Genomic DNA, 26,384 nt, shown 5'->3' with positions numbered 1-26,384 from the left:
CTTCACAGTTGTGAACAGGACCGTTTTTTTACATTAATCCTTATTTATAAGGACGGAGCGATCGCACATGAGTAATGATAGGAAGCAACCGCATTTCACAGAATTAGTCTGGGAAAGTACGGAACAAAATGTACCGATTCCGCCGCGAAATTCCCCTGAACCTGCGCTGCCTAAGTCATCTTCTAAGAATAATGGCAAAACAAATCCAACCCCTGAACCTTCATTACAGCTGCAGCTTTGGGATACAGAGATGGAAACGCCGGAGCCTGTGACTACCACCGAAGGGCAGTTCGTAACAAGAGCGAAGGAATTAGTTGAAAAAACTGAGGACTCAGCGCTTTTTGTTCCTTTTAAGAGTTACTGGCCTACATATGGCCATATGACAGGCACGCAAAGCAGATGGTATTTTTATTGGCGGAATGAAGTTAGACAAGGCAGATATCTGAAAACAGATCTTTCTTATATTTTTCTGCATGTATATGAGCTTATTAATGGCGTGGGGTGGACTGACCCTAATGATGGCTATAGGCAGCTAAATCTGATCTGGGAAGCTTACCGGGAAAGTTATAAACGTTTGGATCAATATCTTGGCGGCTGGATCGCGGACTTCTCTTTTGTACATCATTTGGATGTCCCGCTTTCTATCATTGTGGCTCGTTCACGTGGTCTTGCTGGGGATCTGGCGGAGCTTGAATTAATGAGAGGACTGACGACTGCTCCTGAGCAGCTAACCTTCGCAGTATTAACGGCAATGTCGGACTATGATATTAGTAAATCCAAGTTCTACATCGGAGAAGGCAAAGAAGCTCTTGAACAATACATTCCGCAGGTCGTGGCGTTAATTAATGCTTATGTCACCCGGAAACACGGCTCCAATCTAGTTGAAATGTTTCCGCCTGGACCAGCGGTGATGCGGGAGCGTTATTTATTCCGAAGTGCCGTATATGATATTTCATTATATGGCTATTCTGTTCTTATACCGGTTGTACGTATTAGTAAATCTCCACCACTTCGCAGTCTGATTACAAGGCTATTTCGTCTGACTGAGAATAAACTCCGGGAACTGATGGGCTACCGCGGACGACTTAAAGGTATTAATGTAGATGCCGATATGGATGATTTGATCACTCGTTTTCTAAAACGTGAGTACCTTAAAGAGACGCAGGAAGACAGAGGGCCGACAGTCGTCATAGATCCGGAGAAGCTAGAACGCCTGCAAAGTGATTCTGAAATTGTAAGGACGATGCTTACGGTTGAGAATATGGACGAGCAAGATTACGAGGCTAGCGAGCTCGAAGCAACTATTGGTGAAATCGATCCAATACAAGATAGTAAGGAAGAATTGTTGCCTGTAGAGGTGATTGAAGAAGCTCAAGCGGTTAGCATAGGATCGGAGGCAGAACAGTTTGCCAATGCTTTAAGTCCACTACAACGGGAAGCACTGCTTGCTCTTTTGGATGAGGATGGAAGTCAAGCTTTACTGAAGCTGGCTGCTGCTAATGGCACGATGTCAGAGCTTCTAATTGATGAGATTAATGAATTCGCAATGGACATTCTTGGTGATCTGATCATTGAGGGGGAAGACATTGTTGAGGAATATATCTCTATGCTGCGCAATATTTAATGAGGTGAACTTTGGATGAGTGAATTAAAAATACCTAAACGAATGACAACTGCGCTAGTCAATTCGTTGACGGCTGGTGTTGTTCCGCGTATCGGACTAGAGCACATAGCCGTTGGCCGTCGGCCGGAGATTGAGGCCATATTAAGAGATATGGAGAACATTGCAGAGGGTGGGGCAGCTTTTAAGCTGATTACAGGCAAATTCGGCAGCGGCAAAAGCTTTCTGCTTCAGATGATCCGTAATTACGCGATGGATCGGGATTTTGTAGTAGCAGATGCTGACCTGTCCCCTGAGCGTAGGTTAGTAGGAACTAAAGGACAAGGCCTAGCGACTTACCGGGAGCTAATGAGCCATTTATCGACCCGCACACGTCCAGATGGTGGAGCGTTGGAGATCATCCTGCAGAAATGGATTATTACGCTACAGCAGTCCGTGATGCAGGAGAAGGAATATGGGCCTGATCACCCTCAGCTTGGTGAAGAAGTAGAGAAGCGAATTTACGCTGTAGCCTCTGAAATGCGTGGTTTGGTGCATGGTTTTGATTTTTCCAAAGTGCTAGCATCTTATTGGAATGCACACAAGCTGGCTGATGATGACCAGAAACAGGATTCGCTTCGCTGGTTGCGTGGAGAATTTGCAACTCGGACAGAAGCCCGCAAAGCGCTTGGAGTTGGCGTGATTATTGATGATGATAATTGGTATGACTATATGAAGCTTTGGGCGGAATTTACTGCGGCTATTGGCTATAAAGGTCTGCTGCTGTTTATTGATGAAGGTGTCAATCTTTATAAAATTACGAACAGTATTTCCCGTCAGAGCAACTATGAAAAGCTGCTTACCATGTTCAATGATACGATGCAGGGGAAGGCAGAGAACTTAGGGATTTTTATAGGGGGAACTCCGCAATTTGTGGAAGATGGACGGCGTGGTTTATTTAGTTATGAGGCACTGCGATCGAGATTGGTTGCTGGCCGGTACGGGGCGGCGGGTCTGAACAATTATACTGGACCTATCATTGCTCTGGACATGTTATCACACGAGGAAATTCTGGTACTGCTGCAAAAGCTTAAAGAGATTCACGCCCTACATTATGGTTATGAAGCGCGTTTATCACAGGAACAATTGGTTCATTTTATGGAGGAAGCGGTTGGAAGATTAGGGGCTGAGGAACTCTTGACGCCACGGGAGGTAGTTCGTGATTTCATGGATCTGCTGCATACGCTCCACCAGCATCCGGAGATTACTTTTGAACAGCTAGTGGGCGAAAAAACGGCTAAGCCAGCTGAGACTGAGCAAAATGAACTGGATGGATTCCTGGCGGAGTTTGAATTATGAGTGATAATCCGTTCTATAGGCTGGCTCCCTTCATTAAAGAGTTTATTTATAAGAACCGCTGGGAGACTTTGCGTGAGGCACAGGTGGATGCCTGCCGGGTGCTTTTTGATACCCCGCATCATCTGCTGATTGCCTCAGGTACCGCTTCAGGTAAGACAGAGGCAGCTTTTTTCCCTGCGCTTACTGAGCTGTATGAACGTCCTTCCGGTTCGGTTGGCATTTTGTATATCGCCCCTCTGAAAGCTTTGATCAACGATCAATTTACACGTTTGAATGATTTACTTCGTGAAGGCAACATTCCGGTGTGGCACTGGCATGGAGATGTACCACAAGCCGATAAAACAAAACTGGTGCAGAATCCTTCAGGCGTGCTGCAAATCACCCCTGAATCGCTTGAAGGATTGTTGATGAACCGCCCGAATGCTATTCCAGCGTTGTTCCATGATCTACGTTTTATTGTCATTGACGAGGTGCATGCCTTTATGGGAGCTGACCGGGGGATTCAGGTGTTAAGCCAGCTGGCGAGAATCTCACGTATGGCGGGATGCCATCCTCGCAGAATCGGACTATCAGCTACGCTGAGTGACTACGCTTCTGTCACAGAGTGGCTGGCGGCGGGCACGCTGGAGAGCGTTGAAGTGTCCGCTCCACAAGGCGGGCGTAAGCTCCGTTTAAGTGTGGAGCATTTCTCTTTCCCGGATGCACGGGATGAGGTGCAGGCGGAGCATTTAGAACGTGCGAAGCAGTCTTATTACGATTTTATTTATGATCATACGCATCTGAAGAAGGCGTTGATCTTCACCAACAGCCGCTCAGATGCGGAGACGGCGACCCTAGAGATGCGGAGGACGGCCGCGAAGCGTGGTGAACGGGATGTATTTCACGTTCACCATGGCAGCATCTCCGCGATGCTGCGTGAAGAGACGGAAGCCGCGCTGCGGCAAGGCACCGGACCGGCTGTTGCCGCAGCGACGTTGACGCTGGAGCTGGGTATTGATCTGGGCGAGCTGGAGCGAGTGCTACAGGTCGGCGCTCCCTATAGCTGCGCAAGCTTTGTGCAGCGGTTAGGCCGCTCGGGCAGGCGTGGAGACGCTGCATCCGAGATGATCTTTGTCACGCCCGAGGAAGAGGACGAGGAAGCTCAGCTTCCGGCGCGGATGCCGTGGACACTGCTTCGAGCGATAGCGGTTATTGAGCTATATGTGCGCGAGAAATGGGTGGAGCCCCTGGTCGTGCGTCAGCTGCCAGTTGGACTGCTGTACCATCAGACGATGAGCATTTTGAAAAGTATGGGTGAGGCCGAACCGGATGATTTAAAAGAAGCGGTTCTGAGTTTGCCTTCGTTTAAAACCATTGATCCTACTGATTATGATATTTTCATGACCTATTTGTTAGGCATGGGACAAATTGAGAAGATGGACGAAGGCAGCTTGATCATCGGGATGGCGGGAGAGAAGATCGTGAATAACTTCCGCTTCTACGCGGTCTTCAAAGATGATGAAGAGCATGTGGTCTATAACGGAACTGAGGAAATTGGATCGATCACAACGGTTCCACCACCAGGCTACTGTTTTACTCTGGCAGGTAAGCTTTGGAAGGTAGAAGAGGTGGATAATCGCCATAAAGCCGTTTATGTGAAAACTTCACGCGGCAAAGTAGATACGTTGTGGCTTGGTGCGGGTGGGGATGTACATACACGCATCATGAACAAGATCCGTGAAATCTTAGGAGCCACTTCATTGTATCCGTATTTAGCTCCGAGTGCGGCTGCGCGGCTCGAACGAGCCCGTCGTTTAGCGAAGGAAAGCGGAATGCTTGTGCGGTCCGTTATGCCGGCAGGTGGAGATTCCATGTTCATTCTGCCCTGGGCGGGCAGTCGGCAATTCCGCACGCTGGAGCGCCTTCTGAAGAACAATCTGAAGAGCCCTCTGGGACTGCGTTCTATCGTTCCCATGGAACCTTATTATATGGTCGTTGCGGGTAAAACAGATGCAGAAACGCTGGAAGCAGAGATCATTGCCGAAAGTATGGCTGCCACAGATCCATTATCATTGTTATCCCCAGATGAAGCACCCTATCTCGGAAAATACGATGAGTTCATCCCGCATGAGCTGCTGCGCAAAGCTTTTTCCTTGGATGGATTAGATGTTCCGGGTCTGATTGAAGTTTTAAAGCAGTGGCAGCAACCTAATTAACCTTAAGCAGTACCCATTGAAAATACTCTAAATTGCAGACGTCCGCTTATGCGGGCGTTTTGTTATGTCCGGACCAATGCTGATATATGAACTTTCCTTAAGTTTCAAATGTTGCATAAGAATAGGGTGGAAGGAGAATAGTACTAACAGATTCCTATAGAGGATGATTGCGATGTGGCCTAAAATAGTCTCTTATATTCCGGACTGGACAATTTTTATGCAGGCGGCGATTACGCTGCTCTTTCCCGTAGGGATTTTTTATCTTTACAGGCATTTGTATTTTTATGTTGGAAGCGGACGCTCCAAGGAAACAGAGGCCAAATCACAGGATGCGGAACTGAAGAAGAATGACAATCGGGAAGTAAATCCGCAGCCTCCTGTGTCTACTGCTTTTACCCAGGACTATGATGCCGATCTGACAGCGATAAAAACGGCATTGGGGGAGAACAGTGATGTACATTTTCGTGAATTCTCAGTTAAAGGTATACAGGCACGTGCCGCATTGGTCTATTTAGAGGGGATGCAGCACGAGGAGCTAATCAATCAGCAGGTGCTGCAGAATCTGATGTATGCCGGCGAAACGCAGGCTTCAGAAGGAATATACAACTACTTGAAACAGAATATGCTCCCCTTAGCTCAGCTTAGTGAAGCCAAGGATTTAGACCAACTGCAGGAGTTTGTCCTATTCGGATACACTGCGCTGATTGTCGAAGGCATGCGTGAGATGTTGCTGGTGGGTTCTCCGCATGGATCCGTGCGCGCGATTACTGAGCCGACCTCGGAGGCTTTACTGCGTGGGCCTCGGATTGGCTTTACAGAGGTGCTTAGTGAGAATACCTCTATGCTGCGGCGCCAAGGGCTTAATAAGAATCTGGAAATGAAAATGGTTGAAGTAGGCAGCGAAATCAAGAAGAACCTGGTTATCGCTTATATGAAAAACATTGTGAATCCTGATCTGCTCCAGGAAGTGAAGGAACGTATCTCCAAAATTGATATGGACTTTATTCTGGAATCCGGCTATGTGGAACAGTTGATCGAGGATGATTATTTAAGCCCGTTTCAGCAGACACAGAATACGGAAAGACCCGATCGGGTAATTGCTTCCTTGTTAGAGGGAAGAGTCGCTATATTGCTGGATGGCACACCGTTTGCACTCGTTGTTCCAGTGACATTCAGTATGCTTTTGCAGTCTCCTGAGGATTATTATGAGCGCTGGATTCCGGGTACACTTTTGCGGATACTCCGGTTTTGCGCATCATTTCTGGCTCTGTTGGCTCCGGCGCTGTATATTTCCTTTATCTCTTTTCATCCGGGACTGATTCCTACACAACTGGCGATCTCCATTATCGAAACACGCCAAGGTGTACCCTTTCCTGCATTAATTGAAGTGTTGATTCTGGAAATTTCCATTGAAATTTTGCGTGAAGCTGGAATTCGGCTGCCGAAGCCCATAGGTCCGGCAATGGGGATTGTCGGAGGTCTAATCATTGGAGATGCCGCGGTACAGGCTGGTATTGTAAGTCCTTTTTTGGTAATTGTTGTAGCTGTGACAGCGATCTCTTCGTTTTCCATACCGATGTACAGTGCGGGGATTACTCTCCGGATCTTACGATTCGCAGGCATGTTATTTGCGGCGGTCCTGGGCATGTTCGGAACCATCCTTTTCTTCCTGCTTATTTGCAGCCATCTGACTCGGCTTTCAAGCTTTGGAGTTCCTTACGTCACCCCTATTTCCCCTTTCCGCTTAAGTGACTGGAAGGATTTGTTCGTTCGTGCACCGTTATCGATCATGAAGCGAAGACCGGAGATGCTGAAGACCCAGAAGAAAAAGCGCAGGTCCTAGAGAATGTATTCTTAGCAGGAGCAGAGGGGAGACCACAGTGTTTAAACGAACTGATGATAAGATCACAACCTCGCAGGCTTCCATAATCTTGACCAATTCAATGCTAGGTGCGGGAATTTTGACTTTGCCCAGAAATGTTGTTAAGGCTGTGCAGACTCCCGATGCCTGGATTTCAGTAGTGCTGGGAGGTATCGTCGTATCTTTGGTCATATTGGTTATGGTGAAGCTTAGCCAGCAATTTCCAGGGAAGACTGTCTTTCAGTATTCTAAAAGAATTGTTGGGAATTTTCCAGGCAGTGTAATGAGTACAATATTGATTCTTTACTTTATTGTGATTGCGGGTTTCGAAATCCGCGTTCTGGCGGAAGTAACATTGTTCTTTCTTCTGGAAGGGACACCGATCTGGGCGATTGTGATGCCGTTCATCTGGGTGGGCACTTATTTGGTGTATGGCGGGATTAATTCCATGGCCCGCGTGTTTCAGATTGTATTTCCGATTAGTATTTTTATTCTGATTATTTGTTATATCTTAAGTACCAGAATATTTGATATCCAGCATTTGCGTCCTTTTCTGAGTGAAGGCATGATGCCGGTGATCCGAGGCATGAAGTCGAGCATCCTGATTTTTACCGGTTGTGAGGTTGTGATGACAATGACGGCCTTTATGGAGCATCCGCAGCAAGCGGTCAAAGGAATGATGGTCGGTTTAAGTATCCCGCTGGTATTGTATCTGGTTACTGTTGTGATGGTTATCGGCGGCCTATCCATCAATTCTGTAATCACCAGCACCTGGCCTACGATAGATTTGGTACGGAGCTTTGAAATATCAGGGTTCTTTTTTGAACGATTTGAATTTCCGTTGCTCGTCATTTGGCTGATGCAGATGTTCTGTAATTTTTGCAGCTTTTTCTTTAATGCGTCACTTGGCATCTCTCAGGTATTCCACCTAAAGATCCATCCGGTTATGTTCGCTTTAATGCCCATCATCTTCATCTGTACGATGATCCCTCAGCGCATCAATGATGTCTTTAGTCTTGGTGATGCGATTGGCTATATGGGTGTGCTGATCTTTATAATGCTGCCACTGTTATTGTCGATTGTATTAATCATTAGGAAGAAAGGACTCAAGCAGAATGTTTAGACAGCGGGTTATTCGCCTACTATTGGTATTCGTGATTCTGCTTACGCAGTCTGGCTGCTGGAGCAGTAAGGAGATTGAAGACTTGAGTGTTTATACGGGATTGGCGCTTGACAAGGGGGAGCCGAAAGGAGTCGAACGGGAGTTTGAGGAACTCGGAGGAAGCTATTTTAAGAAAAATAAAATGACGGCTACGGTACAAATTGTGCCTGAAAAAATACTCGGAAACTCTGGCAAAGATGGCGCAACACCACAAACTCATTATCACAATATTTCTGAGACAGGGGATTCTCTGCTTGAGATATTCCGCCAAATCTCAATACGTAAGAACCGTCCGATTATAGGTCATCACCTCAAGGTTGTTGTCATATCTGAGAAACTGGTGCAACAGGAGAAGATCAGACGGCTAATGGACTTTTTACTGCGAGATAATGATATCCGCCCTAGCTGTCTTATATTTCTTAGCCAAGGGCCTGCATCAGACACACTTAAAACAACCTCGGAGGAGATTCCTTCTTTTCGTCTGGCAGACATGATTCATAACCACTTCAGAACCAGTAAAGTTATGAAGGGCATAACGTTGTCTAATCTAGATGCACTTATGTACTCCAGGCAAAGCTTTGTTTTACAGAACGTTGTGGAGGCACAGGGTGAGGTGGAATTTTCCGGAGCAGGTATTATCAAGGGAGACACAGGACAGTGGATTGGCAATATTGATCAACAGGATGTGGAGAGTATTGCCTGGATCAAAGGGGACATAAAAGGTGGGAGCATTAAAGCCTATAATCAGTTGAATGAAGCGATTACTTATGAAATTAAGTCAGTTAAGAGCAAGATTACGCTGAAGGAGACTGCTGATGAGAAGTTCTCTATTCATGTAGCCATTGAGTCTGATGGACGTCTTATTGAGAATTGGGATGATAATGAGCATTCCGCGGAAGTTGCCTATTTCAAAGAATTGGAGAAGATATTCGAGGAGAGATTAACCGAAAAAATCAATGCTCTTATTCACAAAATGCATTCCACCTATAAAGTAGATGTGGCAGGGTTCGGAAATTGGTTTAGCATAGAAAAACCGCAGGTTTGGAAAAAGATCAAGGATCATTGGGACGAGGAATTTATTCGGATGCCATTGACCTTTGATGTTAAGCTTAAAATCACCGATTTTGGTTCCACGACTGAATGAAGGGTTCACTTGATAGCGTGTTAACTCGAAAAGGATCTCAGCAGCCGATGATGGCTATTGAGATCCTTTTCGTGGTTAGTAAGTAGAAGCTGCAAAAACAAACACAACGACGAATAATATAATAATTGCGTACATCAGCGTGCCCACAATTCCACATACCAGGCCTGCAATCGCTAGGCCTTTGCCTTGTTCATAACGATTACGGATTTCCTTCAGCGATAAGGCGGATAGAATAATCGCAATAATTCCTAACAGAAAACCAATATAAGGCACAACAATAGAGAGGATTCCCAAGACAAAACCAGCGATTGATTTACCATTCGTCGGTGCCGGAGGGGGTGGAGGCTGATAATAGTTCAAATTGTCGTTTGTTGGATAGCTCATTAAAATCACCTCCAATAGAAATTGTTATTGAATGTAGTTAATCCAGTGCTCTAGCTGCACACAAGGGACAAGCCCAATAGATTCAGCTAGACGAATGGACGCTTGATTTCTTTCAAGGACGTGATAGCGTGGAATAAAGCCTCGTTCTAACGTTTCTTGTATGGCTGTGCGAACTACCATTTTCGCGTATCCGTATCTTTGAAATGCTTCTAAAGTATGAACAGCGCCGATTTCCCAAATCTGCTCTTCATTTCGGAACGCTAGGCAGGTACTAACCGGATTGTCGCCCTGAAAGATTGAAACGGAAAACGCTCCTTTTTGGAAATATTCCTCAATTTCTTCCTTATTGTAATGGTTAGCAGCCCAAAGTGGAAGTAGTCTGTCGTCAAATGAATGATTGATTGACACCTCTTTGTCCTTACTATACCTTAACCCCTCAGTTGTGCTGTAAGAGAAAAACCCCCGAGTTTTTTCTAAAGAAAAATGCGCAGACAGTGCCTCTTGGTACTTCACATCCTGTAGTTTAAAAACAAGCTTCGCCTGTGCTGGGAGCAGTGGTAGTAAAGCTGGAAATATATCGGGGCAGCTGTAATCCAAAAATACGATGTAATCCGCTTGAGGATATACCCTATGATCATATGCGTATGCTGTGGCTGGAAGAAGTAATACAATACCCCACTGATCACCATGCTCAACTAGATGTGTTTCCATGACTTCGTGGAAGGAGTTTAACATTTTTAACAAGCTTACATTCTTTAAGGGATTCGTTTGTAATTTGTTTATGATTCGTTCGTTCTGGTGCACGTCCATCCACTCCTTGCTCAGATTTATATATTTTACTATAAATTGTACTTATGCAGATATTTATATTTTTTCCTTTACTAATCATTAATTTATTGAAGAAGGAAGGTTGACATTGGCTGTTATAATATATTAGGGAAAATAAAGCTCGCTGTTTGAAGCAGCATACGTGAACGGAGGCACATAATTTCATGACACAATCTATCACAGGCGCTGCTGTTCGTGTAGGAGAAGGTCTATCTAAGCAATTCATCCTAATTCTAGCCATTGCATCAGGACTAAGCGTGGCAAATATGTATTATAATCAGCCGCTCCTAGCTGAGATAGGACGCACATTTAATGCTTCCTCTAACGCAGTGGGATATGTATCGATGCTTACTCAAATCGGCTACGCGCTGGGAATGTTATTTTTTGTTCCACTAGGTGACATTCGTGAACGCAGAACACTGATATCAGGACTTCTTATTGCTGTATCACTGTCACTAATTGGTTTCGCTACCGCACAAAACCTCACTTGGATGTATATCGCCAGCTTTGCTATCGGCATAACTACGGTGGTGCCGCAGGTCATCATTCCTCTCTCGGCTGAGTTAGCTTTACCGGAGGAGCGGGGGAAGGTTATAGGCACTGTAATGAGCGGATTGTTTTTTGGTATTTTGCTAGCAAGAACAATATCCGGAATTATAGGGGATATGTTCGGCTGGAGAGCGATGTACTGGATTGCCGCAGTAGTCATGTTATTGTTATCCCTTATTCTTTATCGGCTAATCCCGTCAACGAAACCAGACAATAATTCCTCGTACTCAGATCTGCTGAAATCAATGGGACAACTGATTCGCAGATATTCGACGCTTCGTGAGTCATCTTTAATTGGGGCTTGCATGTTTGGCGGATTTAGTGTGTTCTGGACTTCTCTAGCTTTCTTTCTGGAAGGAGAACCTTATCACTACAGTAGCTCTATTACAGGATTGTTTGGTCTTATTGGTGTAGCAGGTGCTGCTGGTGCTCCATTTATCGGGAGGTTAGCAGACAGAATTGCTCCTAAAAAGATTGTAGGAATCCTACTATTAATTACATTAATTGCTTACGGATTTTTTGGTTTAGCCGGATTTACGATCTGGAGTTTGATTGCTGGAGTTATTATTCTGGATCTTGGGGTACAGGGGTCACAGGTCAGTAACCAAACACGGATATATGCACTTGAACCAGCGGCTCGCAGTCGTATTAATACTGTTTTTATGGTCAGCACTTTTACAGGTGGAGCGATTGGATCCACGCTGGGAAGTTTTGCATGGCAGCATTGGGGCTGGAGTGGTGTCTGCTTAATGGGGGGAACGCTAGTTGTAGCCGCTTTATGCATATGGATCGTCTATAGAGTGATCGAGAAAGAGGATATACCAGAGATTAGCTAGAAACGGATTATAGTACCTTTTATTATACCCGGGAGGTGTTTGATCATCGCTGAGAAGACGAAAGTTATAGAGGTTGTCCCGTATAACCCAGAGTGGAAGGCAGAATTCAATAGATTAAAAGAACAGCTCTTATCTTATGTCGGAGATCTTATTATTTCTATCGAGCATGTGGGCAGTACTTCGATTGAAGGGCTAGCTGCTAAACCTATCATCGACCTTGATCTTGTGATGGACAGCTACGATGTACTCCCACAAATCATAGAACGTTTACAACAGCATGGATATGAACACCAAGGGAACTTGGGAATAGAGGGAAGAGAAGCGTTTCAAAGACTTCAGGATGATGGATTTATGAAATATCATCTGTATGTATGTCCTAAGGATGGAAAAGGCTACTTGGAGCATATCGCTTTCAGAGACTATCTGCGATCGAATACAGCAGCGCGTCAAGCGTATGCAGAGGTCAAACAACGCTTGGCAGAACAACATCGTTATGACATTGATGCTTATTGTGAAGGAAAGACAACGTTTGTTAGCTCAATTTTATCTAAAGCCATGAAAGAAACGTAAGAAACATCAATCACTTGCCCGTTCGAAGATGATTTCGAAATTCACTGGGAGACATGCCGCTCCACTTACGGAACTGCTTGGAGAAGTATAACGCGTCATTGAAACCGACCGAGGAAGAGATCTGGTCGATGGTCAGCGTGCCTCCTAGCAGTTTTTTTGCTTTATCCATACGAACCTTTAATAAATATTGTTTGGGAGACATGCCGATCTTTTGTTTAAAGACTTTAGAGAGGTGCGCCCTATGATAGCCTAGAGACGATGCCATATGGTCGATACTGATCTGTTGATGAAACTGTAGAGAAATCCAACGGATCGCTTGATCGATCTGACGGTCGATAACATCCGGTAATTCTATCGATTGAGAGGGAAGCGAACTTATGTTCGCAACACCGAATTTGTGCACTAGCAGCCGCAGCCAACCCGAAGCTTCTAAGCTCTCCAGTCGAGGATAAGCAGATTGCTGAAAGGATAAACGAATATGTTCATATATTTTATGTATCTCTATTAGTTTATCTAAGTGGATTATTGGCTTGTCCCTTGTAATTCCCACTTCGTGTAGTAGCTGTTCAACCGCTTCCCCTTGTAAGGCCACCCATACATATGTCCACGGACGATCCATGTCTGCCTGATAGCTAAATAACGCCCCCGGAAAAATAACAAAGGTATCCCCCTTACTACATCCCTGCGAATTACTGCCACTTTGAAAAACTCCTTCCCCATCAATTACTGTATGAATGAGATAGTAATCATGAACAGAGGGGCCCATTTTATGGCCAGGAACGGGTTTGCCTTCTCCGCTGAATAATACAGATAGGTCATGATCATCGGGAGCCAGATTAAACCCTGCTGTAAAATGATAATGCTCTGAAGCCATTTACTTAGAACCTCCCCAAGATTGCTTTTATAATACATTTAGATTATAGGATTGAATATACAAATGCAACAAACGTCCATATATCTCTTGTATTTCTCCATACTCATTGGGACCGCTCTCATTTATAGTGATTAGTGAAGAGAGCAGACGGTTATGATCTGACATCCTAGTGTTTATAAGGGAATTATAGTTTACTCTACTCCATAAAACTGCGATGTTAATACCGTTCACCTCACCTATAAGGAGGAAAATTTCACATGTCTAAAATTACATTTATCGGAGCGGGTAGCACCGTATTTGCCAAAAACGTGTTGGGAGATTGTATGAGAACGCCAGCCCTGCAAGGGTTTGAACTTGCCCTGTATGATATTGATCTACAACGCCTGAAAGATTCCGAGAATATGCTAAATAATATAAAAGAGAGCAGCGGCAGCACTTGTGTTGTGAAATCCTATACGGATCGTAAAGAAGCTTTGCGTGGAGCTAAATATGTCATTAATGCAATCCAAGTGGGAGGTTACGATCCTTGCACCATCACAGATTTTGAAATTCCGAAGAAATATGGCTTGCGGCAAACGATTGCGGACACAGTTGGCATAGGTGGGATTTTCCGTAACCTGCGTACTATTCCAGTGATGCTGGACTTTGCTGCGGATGTACGGGAGGTTTGTCCGGACGCACTCTTTATGAACTATACAAATCCTATGGCAGTTCTGACCAATGTGATGAATACCTATGGCGGTGTAAAGACGGTGGGATTATGTCATAGTGTGCAGCATTGTATTCCGGGCTTGTTCGAGCATCTGGGTATGGATCAGACAGGTGTTCAGGCTAAGATCGCTGGGATTAACCATATGGCTTGGTTATTGGAGGTTACTAAAGACGGCGAGGATTTGTATCCGGAAATTAAACGCCGTGCCGCTGAGAAGCAACAAGAACATCACGGAGACATGGTCCGTTATGAAATGATGCTTAAATTCGGTTACTACATTACGGAATCTTCGGAACATAACGCAGAGTATCATCCTTATTTTATCAAACGTAATTACCCAGAGCTTATCGAACGGTTTCAAATTCCACTCGACGAGTATCCACGCCGCTGTGTAGATCAAATTGAACGTTGGCAACAAATGCGTGAAGAATTGGTTAATAACAAAGAACTTAAACATGAACGTTCGCATGAATATGCGTCTTATATTATGGAAGCTATCGAAACTAATGTGCCTTTCAAAATAGGTGGCAATGTTATGAATACAGGTCTTATCACTAATTTGCCAAAAGAAGCATGTGTAGAGGTCCCTTGTTTAGTAGATAGAAGCGGAGTAACTCCGACCTACGTGGGAGATCTGCCTCCACAGTGCGCCGCACTGAATCGTACAAACATTAATACACAGTTGTTAACGATCGAAGCAGCGATTACCCATAAGAAAGAGCATATCTATCACGCCGCAATGCTCGATCCACATACAGCAGCTGAATTGTCGATGGATGACATTACAAATATGTGCGACGAGCTGATCACAGCCCATGGAGACTGGCTCCCGGCGTATAAATAAATTAACTAGTTAGGACTAAGGAAGCCTGAGAAATCAGGCTTTTTTTGATTGTATTTCTACGAAAACCGAATGCTATCTTTAAAAAAGACCACGTCGTTTCTTCTTGCTTATCTGTCTAGGACAACTGGGGGACATCGGAATACACATATATGGATTATCTAAATGTGGAGGTGATCCTTTATGATCGTTGAAAGCTATACCTTAGCATCGTCCACAGCTTATGCTACTCCTTATTATGTGATTAGAGGTGAGCTTCCTGGTCCTGTCTTTATGGTGGTGTCGGGGATACATGGGAATGAGACAGGAAGTATTCGTGCCGCACAGATCATTGTAGAACATTTTAACCAGAGAAGGTTGTATATACACCGGGGCACGATCATTGTAGTACCTCTAATGAATCAAAAAGCTTACCGCAAACGGATCAGAGGTGTACCCGATTTAAATCGCACCTTTCCACGTTCTAGCAAAACAGCGGCAAAACATCCATTAGCTTCAGCTTTGCTACAGCTAGTACTAAGATATCGTCCCACCTGGTTTCTGGATCTTCATGAAGCAAATGGGTTGTCACAAAAAAATCCGAAGCGACTTGGCCAGTCGATCATCGTCACTCCGGGAAGCCGAGGAACAGGTACAGCAAAACGTGTCATCAAAGGCATTAATCGAACGATTCCCAAAACCGCTTATCATTTTAATATCCGTTTACGGGAGCGCCCCGGCTCCTCAAGGGCAGCCGTTACCCGTATATTAGGGGCTAAAGCATTTACTGTGGAAACCTGCTGGAGCCTTGATCGTGAGCTACGGATTCGCTATCAGATAGATATTGTTAGCCGTTTTTTAAAAAGTGCGGGATTATTGTGATAGAGAAAATATCTGATAACTGTGTAAGCTGGTTCTTAGATCCTAGGAATCAGCTTTTTTGCCGATACAAGAAAGGTAATTGACAACAATGGGTATAGTGTATATATTACATATATACATTGATAACACATAAACTAGGAGTGAGGGCACGATTACATGAACATATTGATATCCAACACTTCCGGTGAACCCATCTATGCACAGATTGTCAGCCAGATCCGCCAGATGATTCTGCAAGGAGAGTTAGTGTCTGGCACCCCATTACCTTCTATCCGGCTATTAGCCAAAGAGCTGCAGATTAGCGTAATTACAACGAAACGAGCCTATGAAGAACTGGAGAGAGAAGGGCTTATCAATTCAATTGTGGGGAAAGGTTCCTTTGTTTCTGGTGCAGATCAGGAGTTTATTCGGGAACAACGGCTACGGATTATGGAGAACAAAATGAAGGAGATTATCGACGAGAGTAAAATGCTGGGGATTAATTTTGCTGAGTTTAGTGAGATGTTGAAATTGCTTTATGAGGAGGAGACAGAATGAAAGAAGTCATTCAATTGGACCAAATATCTAAAAAATATGGCCATTTTAGCCTATGCGAACTTACGTTCGGTATTAAAGAAGGGTATATCACGGGGCTAATTGGACCGAATGGGGCAGGGAAAACAACATTAATAAAAATGATGATGGGGATGGTGTTTCCTGATCATGGCAGCGTAAAGATTTTTGACCAAGAGATGTCTATCCATGAAGCAGAGAATAAGGATCGGATTGGCTATGTCTCCGATGAAAATTACTTTTACGATCAATTAACCATCGATCAGATGAGTAAGATTATTGCTCCTTTTTATAGTCGTTGGGATCAAGAAACGTATAGGAAATACATAGAGATGTTCAAGCTTTCCCCGCGGAAAAAGATTAAGGAGCTCTCCAAAGGAATGAAAATGAAGTATTCGCTCGCCATTGCTTTATCACATGGTGCAGATCTGCTCATTATGGATGAACCTACTGCAGGACTTGATCCTATATTCCGAAGAGAGTTGCTTGATTTACTTAGTGAGCATATCCAGGATGAGAAGAAGTCTATTCTTTTTTCAACGCATAATACGACTGATTTGGACCGGATCGCGGACTATATTGTTTTTGTGAACGAAGGGCACCTAGTATTTAATGAAATGAAAGAATCTCTAGCCAACAAATATATGCTGGTAAAAGGCAATAAAGAGTTGCTTGATCGGGATGTACGAAAATGGTTCATCGGGCTTAGAGAGACGGAAGTTGGTTTCGAGGGTCTTCTGAACAATCGCTCTGAGGGGGAACACTTCTTTAGAGGTCATGCCATATGCGAAACGCCTACTCTGGAAGAAATCATGTATTTTACGGTAAAGGGAAACGCTTTGTATGTTTAATCTCTTGTTGCTGATTCGAAAAGATTTTATTCTCCTGCGGAATTTTATCCCTATATTTCTCTTGAGTATCTTGTTCATCGCATATGTTCAACTGGATAACTCCAGCATGTTTGCTACTTTTCAATCTTTACTGTTGCTCGTATACTCCTGTTCTATGGATGCACAGAATAACAACACAAAGTTTGTGATAGGGTTACCAGTAAGACGGCAAGAGATTATCTTGGCTAAATACTTATCACTTATTCCTTATTGTTTCATCGGTTTGGTTTGCTCTTTAGCTTTGTTACTAATTTCCTTTTCATTTGGATATTCCATTAGCCCGGTTTATTGGATAGGGGTATCTTTAACGTTACTTATGATTCCTTTGGCTGCGTCTATTTATCTGCCGATTCATTATTGGCTTGGTTCCAAAAACTATTACTTCAATATCCTTTTTAATGTAGTAATAACGATTACCACCCTGAACACTGGATCTTCACTTTCAAATTCATCCTTTTTCTTAACAATTACCGACATAAAGCTGCAGGATCATCTGTTGCCGATTGGTTTGATAGGGATTGTTTATCTCTCCATATTGTACTGCTCTTATAGGATTTCACTACGATTGTTTAGCAAGGAAGAGTTATAAGCTAAGGAGGACGTAAAGTGTATAAATCATTTTTTTTAATTCAAAAAGACTTCATTCTTCTGCGTAAATTTCTGATGCTGCTAATCCCCTTTTTTATTTTTATAGCTTACTCGAACTATCATAGCTTCAGTTTATTTACGGTAATGCCACCCATGCTGTTATTGATAAGCTCCTGCTCAATGGATACTCAGCAGATGACACAACGGTTTCTCGTTAATCTCCCTGTAAGGAGACAAGAGCTTGTCCGTGCCAAATATTTTTCGATCCTTCCGTATGCGCTTGTTGGGCTGGCAGCCACGTCCTTTACCTATCTCCTGATTATTGTAACAGGTAAAGCCGTAACCCCTCATTTTTGGCAAGAGGTTGGTATTACGTTATCCATTTTCCCTCTCCTTGCGATGCTTTATTTACCGATTCATTACTGGTTAGGGGCAAAGGGAGCGCAAGTGGTTAATCTTGTTTTTATGATGATTGTAATGTTTGGACCGAACGTGTTTAGCTTTTTGATCCAGTGGATACCTGATGTGAACAGATGGTTGAGTTTTGGAGTGAAAGGTACAGTCATTCCCTTTATAATCCTAGGGCTGGCTTATGTATTCTTGCTTAGCTGTTCATATATCATTTCTCTGCGGATTTTTGTGCGGAAAGATCTTTGATTCGAAGGATTTGAGATTTTGAATGAATTCATATACCATTGTCACTACAAAGATAAATAGTAGGGGAAGGGTATATAACCAATGCCTAAAATGATCTATAGCTTTCGCACAAAAATGATTATGCTGCTGATGGCCAGTATGCTTGTATCCGGTGGAATTACCTTTTCAATCTATAAAATTCTGCAGAGATATTATCGATCAGAGGTCTTATTAGAAAATCCATTGACTAAAGTTCGCTACTTGATGCGGGATATCGGTGATGTTAATGCGTTTTTGATTATCTTCATTCCTTTGGCCATCTTATTCTTTTTTATATTTACTAAACCATATGCAAATTATTTCAAGGAAATCTCGAAAGGGATCCATCAGCTGGCGTCGGGTGATTTCTCGGAGCGGGTGGATATCCCTTCTAAAGATGAGTTCGGCCTTATTGGCCATGATATCAATCTGGCTATTGATCATCTACAGGAAGCTATCGAGCGGGGCGACTTTGCGGAGAGCAGTAAAGATCAACTTGTATTAAATCTGGCACATGATCTGCGTACACCACTTACCTCCGTTATAGGTTATTTGGATTTTATCCTGAAGGACAATGAATTAACGCCAGAACAGACCAGACATTATACAACGATCGCTTATACTAAATCTCAACGTTTGGAAAAATTAATTGATGAGCTATTTGAAATCACAAGAATGAACTATGGTAAGCTTACGCTTGAAAAAACCTCGATCGACCTGAGTGAGCTTCTTTTGCAGTTAAATGAAGAGTTATATCCCGTTTTTGAGAAAAATGGTCTTACTTCCCGCTTGGATGTAACCCAACCTCTGAAGATAGAGGGTGACGGTGAGCTGCTGGCGCGTGTATTTGAGAATCTCCTCACCAACGCAGCGCGATATGGAAGCGACGGTCAATTTATTGATATTCATGGGTATTTAGAGGAAAATGAAGTCGTTATTGAGATCATTAACTATGGAGATTGTATTGATCCGGAAGAGCTCCCGCGTATTTTTGATATGTTCTACACCGGGGATCGAGCGCGAACGCATCCCACAGGGAGTACGGGACTGGGCTTATTTATCACTAAAAACATTGTGGAACAACATGCTGGAACAGTTTCTGCACAAAGCAGTGTAGTGCGGACGATGTTTGAAGTACGGCTTCCACAAAATAATTGAGAACGAAGTCAAGTGTCGACTAAGCAGGAGTAAAACCGAGATCTATGTGATCTTGTGGTTTTACTCCTTTTTTAATGGTTTGGTCAGCAGACAGGATGAACGTTACCGGACATTTATTTGAAATTTTTAATAAATCGTGATATTATTAGCTTGCTAAGTAATTTGTAAGGCAGTACGGAGGAAATATCTGTGATAGAAGATGAGATAAGGGAACTACTGGATAGAATATCAGCGGAAATGCGTAGAGATTATGCAGAACTGCTTAGAGAACTTAATCTTCATGTGGGTCAAGAACAGTTATTATGCCGGTTATGGAGAACAGATGGAATGACACAAATACAGCTAAGTGAACGCTTGAATTGTGAGCCTCCAACCATAACAAATATGGTGAAATCTCTTGAAAATCATGGGTTTGTTGTTCGAAAAAGAGATTCTGAAGATGGCAGAGTTAGCCGAGTGTATCTAACCCCAGCCGGACGTAATCTCTGCGAACCTGTGGAACAGATCTGGAACAAACAGCTGGATAAATTACTAGCCGGAATTATACCTGAAGAACGTTTATTATTAAGAAGACTTATGAAACAAATGGCCGATAATTTAGCTTGAATCTGGAACTAATCGCCATAACCGTTAGTAAGCTAATTAAAACTAAGAAAAGAGGAACATAGATGATTACAAGTTTGACTCGCATCAATGAATTAGCTAAGAAAGAACGTGAAGTAGGCTTGACACAAGGCGAATGGGTTGAACAGATCGCATTGCGTGAAGACTATCTGCGTGAAATTCGTGGACAAGTTCGTAACAGTCTTTCTGGAGTGACAATTTTAGATCCGGATGGAAATGACGTAACCCCTGAGAAGCTTCGTGCAGCGCGTAAATAATCAATGAACTAATAAGTGGAAACTACACCTTTAGATAACGTTAGATTAGCCTATGGCTGATCGACGGATATCTAGAGGTGTTTTTTGTTATATAAATCTTAACAGAAGCTTAATTCGTTATCATTAGGAGCTGTTGAAAGTTAAGAATCAATTAAACTTGCGTTACACAGGATCTAAGACTGGATTGTTAGAATGAAATAGACAAAAGATAAGGGATAACATGAAGGGGTGCAGAAGTTGGAGAAACTAAAAGAAACATCAAGGAAGGAAATGAAAGTATGAAAAAAACATTATTAATTTTACTTAAAGTAATAGTCGCTATAGTCATACTCCTAGCACTTTTTCTGGTCATCGTTTTTACAGTCAATGTGATCAGCAATAAAGTGGAGAAAGGAAAAATAGAACCCTATGGTCAGCTTGTACCTGTCGACGGGAAAAAGATGAATGTTACCATACAAGGGCAAGGCAAGGAAACAGTCGTGTTACTCCCAGGGTTTGGAACCGCATCACCCGTAATTGATTTCAAACCACTTGTAGATGAACTGACTCCTTTCTATAAAGTTGTAGTAGTTGAACCGTTTGGTTATGGACTAAGCGATGTCACCACAAAAGAACGAACGGTCGACAATATCGTGAGTGAGCTTCATGAAGCTTTACAAGAATTAAAGATAGATCGTTATATTCTGATGGGACATTCTATAGCGGGAATTTACGGACTGGACTATGTGAACAAATACGAAAACGAAGTTAGTGCATTCGTAGGCATAGACAGCAGCGTACCCACACAAGGGGGCAACGATGAAGAATTTCCATCAGGAACCTATAAGCTGCTTAAAAACTCAGGATTTATGAGATTGCTGGTAAAGCTCAATCCAGCCCAAATCGTTACACCAAGTGATGATGAGGAAACTAAAGAACAAAATAGAATGATTTCACTTAAAAACATGATGAATCCTAATATCATCAGCGAAGCAGAGCATTTTAAAAGTAATTTCAAAGTCACGGAAACATTAAATTTCCCTAAAGATCTTCCTGTTATTTTCTTCCTAGTGAAAGAAAATACGGATGTTCCAGGCTGGGAATCCCTGCATAAAGAACAGATTAAAGACTCCTTACACGGGAAATTGATGTTGCTTGATGGGGAGCATTATTTGCACCATACCCGATCCAAAGATATCGTCGAGAACTTTAGAAGCTTTATGGGAGAGATAAAGTAAGAATGAATGAGAAAAGCCTGCTAATTCAGGCTTTTCTTTTTTTCGTATTTTCAAATAAGTGAATCCTTTAGAAAAAAATGATAAATTTATCAAAGCAATTATGGGCACTCTATATCCTAATCTTTATTATAGGAAGGACTACCATAGTATGTGCGGAATAGCAGGAATATTAAAATATAATGGACAGCCACCACAGGAAGAAACCTTAAAACAAATGACAGGGGTTATGAATCACCGAGGCCCCAATCATGAGGGAGTATGGCTCGATTCTCACATTGGACTTGGTTTTCGCAGATTGTCTGTAATTGATATACGTGATGGTAATCAACCGATGACGAATGAAGATCGTACTCTTTGGATTGTTTTTAATGGTGAAATCTATAATTATAAAACACTACGAGATCAGTTAAAGCTAAAAGGACATCACTTTCAGACGCAATCAGATACAGAGGTCATTGTGCATTTATTTGAGGAATACGGCAAGGACTGTGTCCATCATTTACGTGGAATGTTTAGTTTTGCGATTTGGGATCTTAGGGAACAATCTCTTTTTGCTGCTAGAGATCATTTCGGAATCAAACCTTTTTATTATTACAAAGACGAAAATAATCTTTTATTTGCTTCGGAAATTAAAAGCATACTTGCAGTGCAAGGGGTACCCAGAAAGCTTCAATATCAAAGTTTATTCAGCTACTTAACTTTTCAGTATGTCCCGCATCCTGATACGATGTTTGAACACATTCATAAATTAGGACCTGCGGAGCGATTATTTGTTAACTCGGATGGTGAAATGAAGATCGAGAAATATTGGGAACCCCATTTTCAACCGGTAGAACGATCTTTAGCAGACTATGCTGAAGAAATTCAGTGGAAATTGAAAGAGTCTGTAAACCTTCATTTACAAAGTGATGTGGATAGAGGATGTTTTTTGTCCAGTGGAATTGACTCCACCGCAATAGCTGCAATGATGAGAGCAGAAGAATCAACAAAAACCTTTTCGATTGGATTTGAAGGGCTGAACAATGAAACAATCATTGCAAATCAAACGGCAGCCAAACTGGGGACAGATCATTATTTTCACATTTTATCGCAAAAAGACTTTTTTGAAAGTATCCCGAAAACGGTCTGGCATCTAGATGAGCCTGTTGCAGACCCTTCCGCTATTGCACTCTATCATCTAAACCAGCTTGCAAAAGAACATGTAACGGTTGTCCTATCAGGGGAAGGCGCTGACGAATTATTCGGAGGGTATAGAATCTATAGAGAGCCAAATGCATTAAGACCGATAACCTGGATGCCTAACTTCATAAAGGATTCGTTACGAAAATCATTATCTGTATATCCCTATCATTTTTATGGCAAAAATTATTTACTTCGGGGTCTGACACCTTTAGAAGAGCGTTTTTTCGGAAATGCTAATATTTTTAACAAAAGCGGTAAAATGAACTTGCTCCACGAATCGGTACACGCTCAGAATAGCTTTTTACATCCCACGGATATCGTTAAGCCTTTTTATGATAAGACAGCTCACCTAGACCCTACGACAAGAATGCAGTTTATTGATATGAATTTTTGGTTACCTGGAGACATTTTATCAAAAGCAGATAAGCTGTCCATGGCACATTCATTAGAATTAAGAGTCCCGTTTTTAGATAAAGAGGTTTTCGAGACGGCTAGTAAAATACCTGTGTCCAATCGGATTGGGCAAAAAACAACAAAACTTGCTTTGCGTAAAGCTATGGAAGGAATCGTTCCGGAAGCTATAGTGAATCGCCCAAAACTAGGATTTCCCGTGCCCATTCGTGATTGGCTCAAAACTCCAATTTCAGATATAATGTTTGAACAAATACGCTATAGTGGCATTGAAGAAATATTCAATATGAATATCATCGAAGAGATGTTTGCCCAGCATCGGAGTAATAAAGGCGACTATTCGCGTAGAATCTGGCTAATTTACATTTTTTCAGTATGGTACACTCTTTTTATAAAAGAAGACCTGAAGCAGTTAAATAGTGCCGTGTTGTAATGGGGGGGTGATTCGTTGAATATTGAGGAATATGCATGGAATAAACATGAACAGCAATTAAGAGAAACTAACATGTTTACTTATACTAGTCCAAAGATAAAGATTGTAGATAACCATGAATTAAGAAATCGGCTTGAAGAAACGCTTGAAGAGCTGCCGCAGAAGTTTCTGGCCAAATGGGCTTTGAAAGTAGCAGTTGAGCACCTGGATCATCTGGTCCAGCAGCTTGTAAATGACCCGCGGATTGATTTAGGTATAGAAACGCTAGAAAAGCGTATAACTGGTGAGATTAGAGCCTTTGACTTAAGAAAAGTTGGATTTATTGTCAATGAATTAGCCAAAGAGTCCACAACCGAGGCTAGTAAGTATGCTGCCCGTTCTTTTGCACAAGCCATTGCAACTGGACATATGCGAGGACACGCTATGGTTTGCAGTGACTATGCAGTAAAACTGGTGAATTACATATCAGATCATTCTTCAGTTGCAGAGGCAGCTACTAAAGAACGTGAGAGACAATTAAGGTTAGCTGAAGAGTTACTTTGAAATTGAAGGTTTAAAGATGAACATGTATGATGATTCTAAAAGTTAAATAATGGAAATAATTAACTTTTTATATAATCGAGAGTTATGTAATCTAATGCAAACAATAAAAACATTATTAGTACTTAAAGTTCTATGCGAGATTTGATGAGCTTTAAAGCTTAATACTCGTTTTAGATAATACGATTACTAAATAAGAATCTATTGCTTAGGAAAGGGCAGCGATTTTGAACAGTTTTGAACATTGCTTAGATATCAGTAATGGATAGCTAATTAGTAATATTATGGAACTAATTGGTTGCTTCCATTAATTTATACACTACTTCCTCACAAAACCCGTATTTTGTACATATGTCTAAGGTTTGATATTATCCCTTATCTGAACTGATTCTTTTAAGTGTACAATGACAAAAAGTTACCTACATAAAATATAGATGTCATCTTCCCTATAATGATAACAAAAAATCTATCTTCAAAAAATTCTTCAATTAAAAATACTATATCTATTAGGTAATAGCCTACGGATTTTTTATGTTGTTCTAATTCAGTCAATTTATATTCGAGATACAAGTTCGAGTTAATCCGATATTTAGGCATTTTAAATATAGCTTCATCTTTGACCGCCACATATTCAGCGAAAACTCCTATTTTATTCACCGGCAACCTCGTATAAACTCGGTTACCAACCTGAAAATTAACAACATCTTTACCACATGCTTCTATAACACCAGATAGTTCATTACCTAATGTTAATGGGAAATCATAATCAGTAATCATTCGGATACTGCCATTTAAAATTAATGAGTACCTCACGATTATCGATTTCCGGTATCTTAACATTGTTTATTTCCAAATGAATTTCTTTTGAGTATTGTATTTGAGCTGCTCTCATGTTCTGCCAGCTTCCTCTCCATTTGAAAATTTTATGGCGTACAATTTTCAGTTGTACGCCAGTTGTGATTCCACATATTCTTATTGATGTTGAGTTTTTAATTCTTCCATTCTAGGGTAGTCTGTATAACCTGAGCTTCCGTTACCAGAGTATAATGTTTTAGGATCAACTTCATTTAAAGGTGTTCCTTTTTTTAGTCGTTCCACAAAATCCGGATTAGCTAAAGACCAGATACCGACTGGTACGACATCAGCAGTACCACTATCAATATCTACACTAATATCTTCAAGTGCCCGCCCTACTCGATTGACCAATAATGGATTTGTCCAAATTGAACGAATTTCATGGAGCAGTATTTCATTCCCTAAATGCATCACATGGAGGTATGCTAAATTATAATTAGCTAATTCTTTTACAAGATGGCGATAAACCTCTGGTCCTTGTGCGCCTTCAACAATCCCACCAAGAGGTGTTCCTGGTGAAATACGGAAACCGGTTCTTTCTGCTCCAATTTCTTCAACGACTGCTCTTGTTACTTCAATTGCAAACCGAGCACGGTTCTCCACAGATCCACCGTATTTATCGATTCGTTTATTAGAATTTTCACTAATAAATTGATTAATTAGATAACCGTTGGCTCCATGAATTTCAACCCCATCAGCACCTGCTTTAATAGCTGCTGCAGCTGCTCTTCGGAAGTCTGCAATAGTATTTTGAATATCTTCTTCACTTAGCTCTCGTGGGACGGGTATTTCCTGCATTCCTTTAGCAGTAAACATTTCTACACCAGGTGCGATCGCAGAAGGTGCAACTGCTTGTCGATGATGCGGAGTATTGTCGGGGTGCGATATACGGCCCACATGCATTAATTGTATATACATAAAGCCACCTGCTTCATGCAACGCATCCGTAACCTTTTTCCAACCTTCTATTTGCTTTTCAGTATAGATGCCAGGTGAATTTAAATAACCTTGACCATCATCAGATGGTTGTGTACCTTCACTAATAATTAATCCCATTGATGCTCTCTGAGCATAGTAAAGAGAGCTTAGTTCTCCAGGTGTGCCGTCCTTCTGTGCTCTACTACGTGTCATAGGTGCCATTGCTAAACGATGAGGTAATTCCATATTTCCAATTTTCGTATTACTCCACAATTTGTTCATTTATTATTCCCCTTTATGAATTAAAT

The 26,384-nt window shown here is 42.2% G+C and carries 24 protein-coding genes and 1 pseudogene; 20 read left to right on the top strand and 5 right to left on the bottom strand.

Annotated elements, in window-relative coordinates; translation table 11 throughout:
- Positions 1-67: 67 nt before the first annotated feature.
- The 6 genes from NST25_RS16090 to NST25_RS16065 all read left to right on the top strand — a co-directional run bounded on the left by NST25_RS16090 (position 68) and on the right by NST25_RS16065 (position 9,321).
- Complete coding sequence (locus NST25_RS16090; RefSeq protein WP_340391810.1) at positions 68-1,624, top strand: TerB N-terminal domain-containing protein; 1,557 nt, start codon at positions 68-70, stop codon at positions 1,622-1,624.
- A 15-nt stretch (positions 1,625-1,639) separates the two neighbouring features.
- On the top strand, positions 1,640-2,959 hold the full coding sequence (locus NST25_RS16085; protein WP_076303005.1) for an ATP-binding protein: 1,320 nt from the start codon (positions 1,640-1,642) through the stop codon (positions 2,957-2,959).
- A complete protein-coding gene (locus NST25_RS16080; protein ID WP_340391806.1) occupies positions 2,956-5,154 on the top strand; it encodes a DEAD/DEAH box helicase in 2,199 nt (732 codons plus the stop codon). The genes NST25_RS16085 and NST25_RS16080 overlap by 4 nt, the downstream gene beginning before the upstream one ends.
- A gap of 172 nt (positions 5,155-5,326) precedes the next feature.
- Positions 5,327-6,997, top strand: a complete 1,671-nt coding sequence (locus NST25_RS16075; RefSeq protein ID WP_340391804.1) for a spore germination protein — start codon at positions 5,327-5,329, stop codon at positions 6,995-6,997.
- A gap of 37 nt (positions 6,998-7,034) precedes the next feature.
- Positions 7,035-8,138 (top strand): GerAB/ArcD/ProY family transporter, encoded by a 1,104-nt coding sequence (locus NST25_RS16070; protein WP_076184847.1) that lies wholly within the window; start codon positions 7,035-7,037, stop codon positions 8,136-8,138.
- A complete protein-coding gene (locus tag NST25_RS16065) occupies positions 8,131-9,321 on the top strand; it encodes a Ger(x)C family spore germination protein (RefSeq protein ID WP_340391803.1) in 1,191 nt (396 codons plus the stop codon). Before NST25_RS16070 ends, NST25_RS16065 begins: the two co-directional genes overlap by 8 nt.
- A gap of 75 nt (positions 9,322-9,396) precedes the next feature.
- Here NST25_RS16065 and NST25_RS16060 read toward each other — a convergent pair whose 3' ends face one another.
- Complete coding sequence (locus NST25_RS16060) at positions 9,397-9,705, bottom strand: DUF4190 domain-containing protein (RefSeq protein WP_076218054.1); 309 nt, start codon at positions 9,703-9,705, stop codon at positions 9,397-9,399.
- Positions 9,706-9,729: 24 nt separating this feature from the next.
- Positions 9,730-10,509, bottom strand: a complete 780-nt coding sequence (locus NST25_RS16055; protein WP_076126639.1) for a GNAT family N-acetyltransferase — start codon at positions 10,507-10,509, stop codon at positions 9,730-9,732.
- Between the two features lie 188 nt (positions 10,510-10,697).
- Here NST25_RS16055 and NST25_RS16050 point away from each other — a divergent pair, with 188 nt between their 5' ends.
- Together NST25_RS16050 and NST25_RS16045 are read left to right on the top strand one after the other, a co-directional pair.
- Positions 10,698-11,918: an MFS transporter gene (locus tag NST25_RS16050; protein ID WP_340391800.1), complete on the top strand. Its 1,221-nt coding sequence runs from the start codon at positions 10,698-10,700 to the stop codon at positions 11,916-11,918.
- A gap of 45 nt (positions 11,919-11,963) precedes the next feature.
- Complete coding sequence (locus NST25_RS16045; RefSeq protein WP_076184982.1) at positions 11,964-12,488, top strand: GrpB family protein; 525 nt, start codon at positions 11,964-11,966, stop codon at positions 12,486-12,488.
- 10 nt (positions 12,489-12,498) lie between these two features.
- On the opposite strand, the gene NST25_RS16040 is transcribed toward NST25_RS16045, so the two are convergent.
- Positions 12,499-13,362 (bottom strand): AraC family transcriptional regulator, encoded by an 864-nt coding sequence (locus NST25_RS16040; RefSeq protein WP_076190243.1) that lies wholly within the window; start codon positions 13,360-13,362, stop codon positions 12,499-12,501.
- A gap of 257 nt (positions 13,363-13,619) precedes the next feature.
- Here NST25_RS16040 and NST25_RS16035 point away from each other — a divergent pair, with 257 nt between their 5' ends.
- From NST25_RS16035 to NST25_RS15980, 12 genes are all read left to right on the top strand, one after another.
- Positions 13,620-14,918: an alpha-glucosidase/alpha-galactosidase gene (locus NST25_RS16035; protein ID WP_076132990.1), complete on the top strand. Its 1,299-nt coding sequence runs from the start codon at positions 13,620-13,622 to the stop codon at positions 14,916-14,918.
- 180 nt (positions 14,919-15,098) lie between these two features.
- Positions 15,099-15,776 carry a succinylglutamate desuccinylase/aspartoacylase family protein gene (locus NST25_RS16030; protein ID WP_076126632.1) on the top strand — a complete coding sequence of 226 codons (678 nt, stop codon included), beginning with the start codon at positions 15,099-15,101 and terminating at the stop codon, positions 15,774-15,776.
- Positions 15,777-15,932: 156 nt separating this feature from the next.
- Entirely contained in the window at positions 15,933-16,313 is a 381-nt protein-coding gene (locus NST25_RS16025) for a GntR family transcriptional regulator (RefSeq protein ID WP_076126630.1), read from the top strand.
- Positions 16,310-17,179, top strand: a complete 870-nt coding sequence (locus NST25_RS16020; RefSeq protein WP_076126629.1) for an ABC transporter ATP-binding protein — start codon at positions 16,310-16,312, stop codon at positions 17,177-17,179. The genes NST25_RS16025 and NST25_RS16020 overlap by 4 nt, the downstream gene beginning before the upstream one ends.
- Positions 17,172-17,807: an ABC-2 transporter permease gene (locus NST25_RS16015; RefSeq protein WP_340391796.1), complete on the top strand. Its 636-nt coding sequence runs from the start codon at positions 17,172-17,174 to the stop codon at positions 17,805-17,807. Before NST25_RS16020 ends, NST25_RS16015 begins: the two co-directional genes overlap by 8 nt.
- Before the next feature lie 17 nt (positions 17,808-17,824).
- Positions 17,825-18,463, top strand: a complete 639-nt coding sequence (locus NST25_RS16010; RefSeq protein WP_076184854.1) for an ABC-2 transporter permease — start codon at positions 17,825-17,827, stop codon at positions 18,461-18,463.
- Between the two features lie 81 nt (positions 18,464-18,544).
- On the top strand, positions 18,545-19,639 hold the full coding sequence (locus tag NST25_RS16005) for a HAMP domain-containing sensor histidine kinase (protein ID WP_036676951.1): 1,095 nt from the start codon (positions 18,545-18,547) through the stop codon (positions 19,637-19,639).
- A gap of 189 nt (positions 19,640-19,828) precedes the next feature.
- Positions 19,829-20,245, top strand: a complete 417-nt coding sequence (locus NST25_RS16000) for a MarR family transcriptional regulator (RefSeq protein WP_248548678.1) — start codon at positions 19,829-19,831, stop codon at positions 20,243-20,245.
- 62 nt (positions 20,246-20,307) lie between these two features.
- Complete coding sequence (locus tag NST25_RS15995) at positions 20,308-20,520, top strand: DUF896 domain-containing protein (RefSeq protein WP_036676956.1); 213 nt, start codon at positions 20,308-20,310, stop codon at positions 20,518-20,520.
- 278 nt (positions 20,521-20,798) lie between these two features.
- Positions 20,799-21,737, top strand: a complete 939-nt coding sequence (locus tag NST25_RS15990; RefSeq protein WP_076190247.1) for an alpha/beta hydrolase — start codon at positions 20,799-20,801, stop codon at positions 21,735-21,737.
- Between the two features lie 148 nt (positions 21,738-21,885).
- Entirely contained in the window at positions 21,886-23,763 is a 1,878-nt protein-coding gene (gene asnB, locus NST25_RS15985; RefSeq protein WP_340391792.1) for an asparagine synthase (glutamine-hydrolyzing), read from the top strand.
- 15 nt (positions 23,764-23,778) lie between these two features.
- On the top strand, positions 23,779-24,306 hold the full coding sequence (locus NST25_RS15980) for a putative immunity protein (protein ID WP_340391790.1): 528 nt from the start codon (positions 23,779-23,781) through the stop codon (positions 24,304-24,306).
- 585 nt (positions 24,307-24,891) lie between these two features.
- Here the strand turns inward: NST25_RS15980 and NST25_RS15975 are convergent.
- Together NST25_RS15975 and NST25_RS15970 are read right to left on the bottom strand one after the other, a co-directional pair.
- A pseudogene (locus NST25_RS15975) lies at positions 24,892-25,195 on the bottom strand (alcohol dehydrogenase catalytic domain-containing protein); the annotation flags it as partial.
- An 80-nt stretch (positions 25,196-25,275) separates the two neighbouring features.
- Complete coding sequence (locus NST25_RS15970) at positions 25,276-26,358, bottom strand: alkene reductase (protein ID WP_076184865.1); 1,083 nt, start codon at positions 26,356-26,358, stop codon at positions 25,276-25,278.
- Positions 26,359-26,384 lie beyond the last annotated feature (26 nt).

Source organism: Paenibacillus sp. FSL E2-0190 (assembly GCF_037992965.1).
Taxonomy (GTDB): Bacteria; Bacillota; Bacilli; order Paenibacillales; family Paenibacillaceae; genus Paenibacillus_AQ; species Paenibacillus_AQ odorifer.
This window is presented reverse-complemented; position numbering and strand designations above follow the sequence as displayed.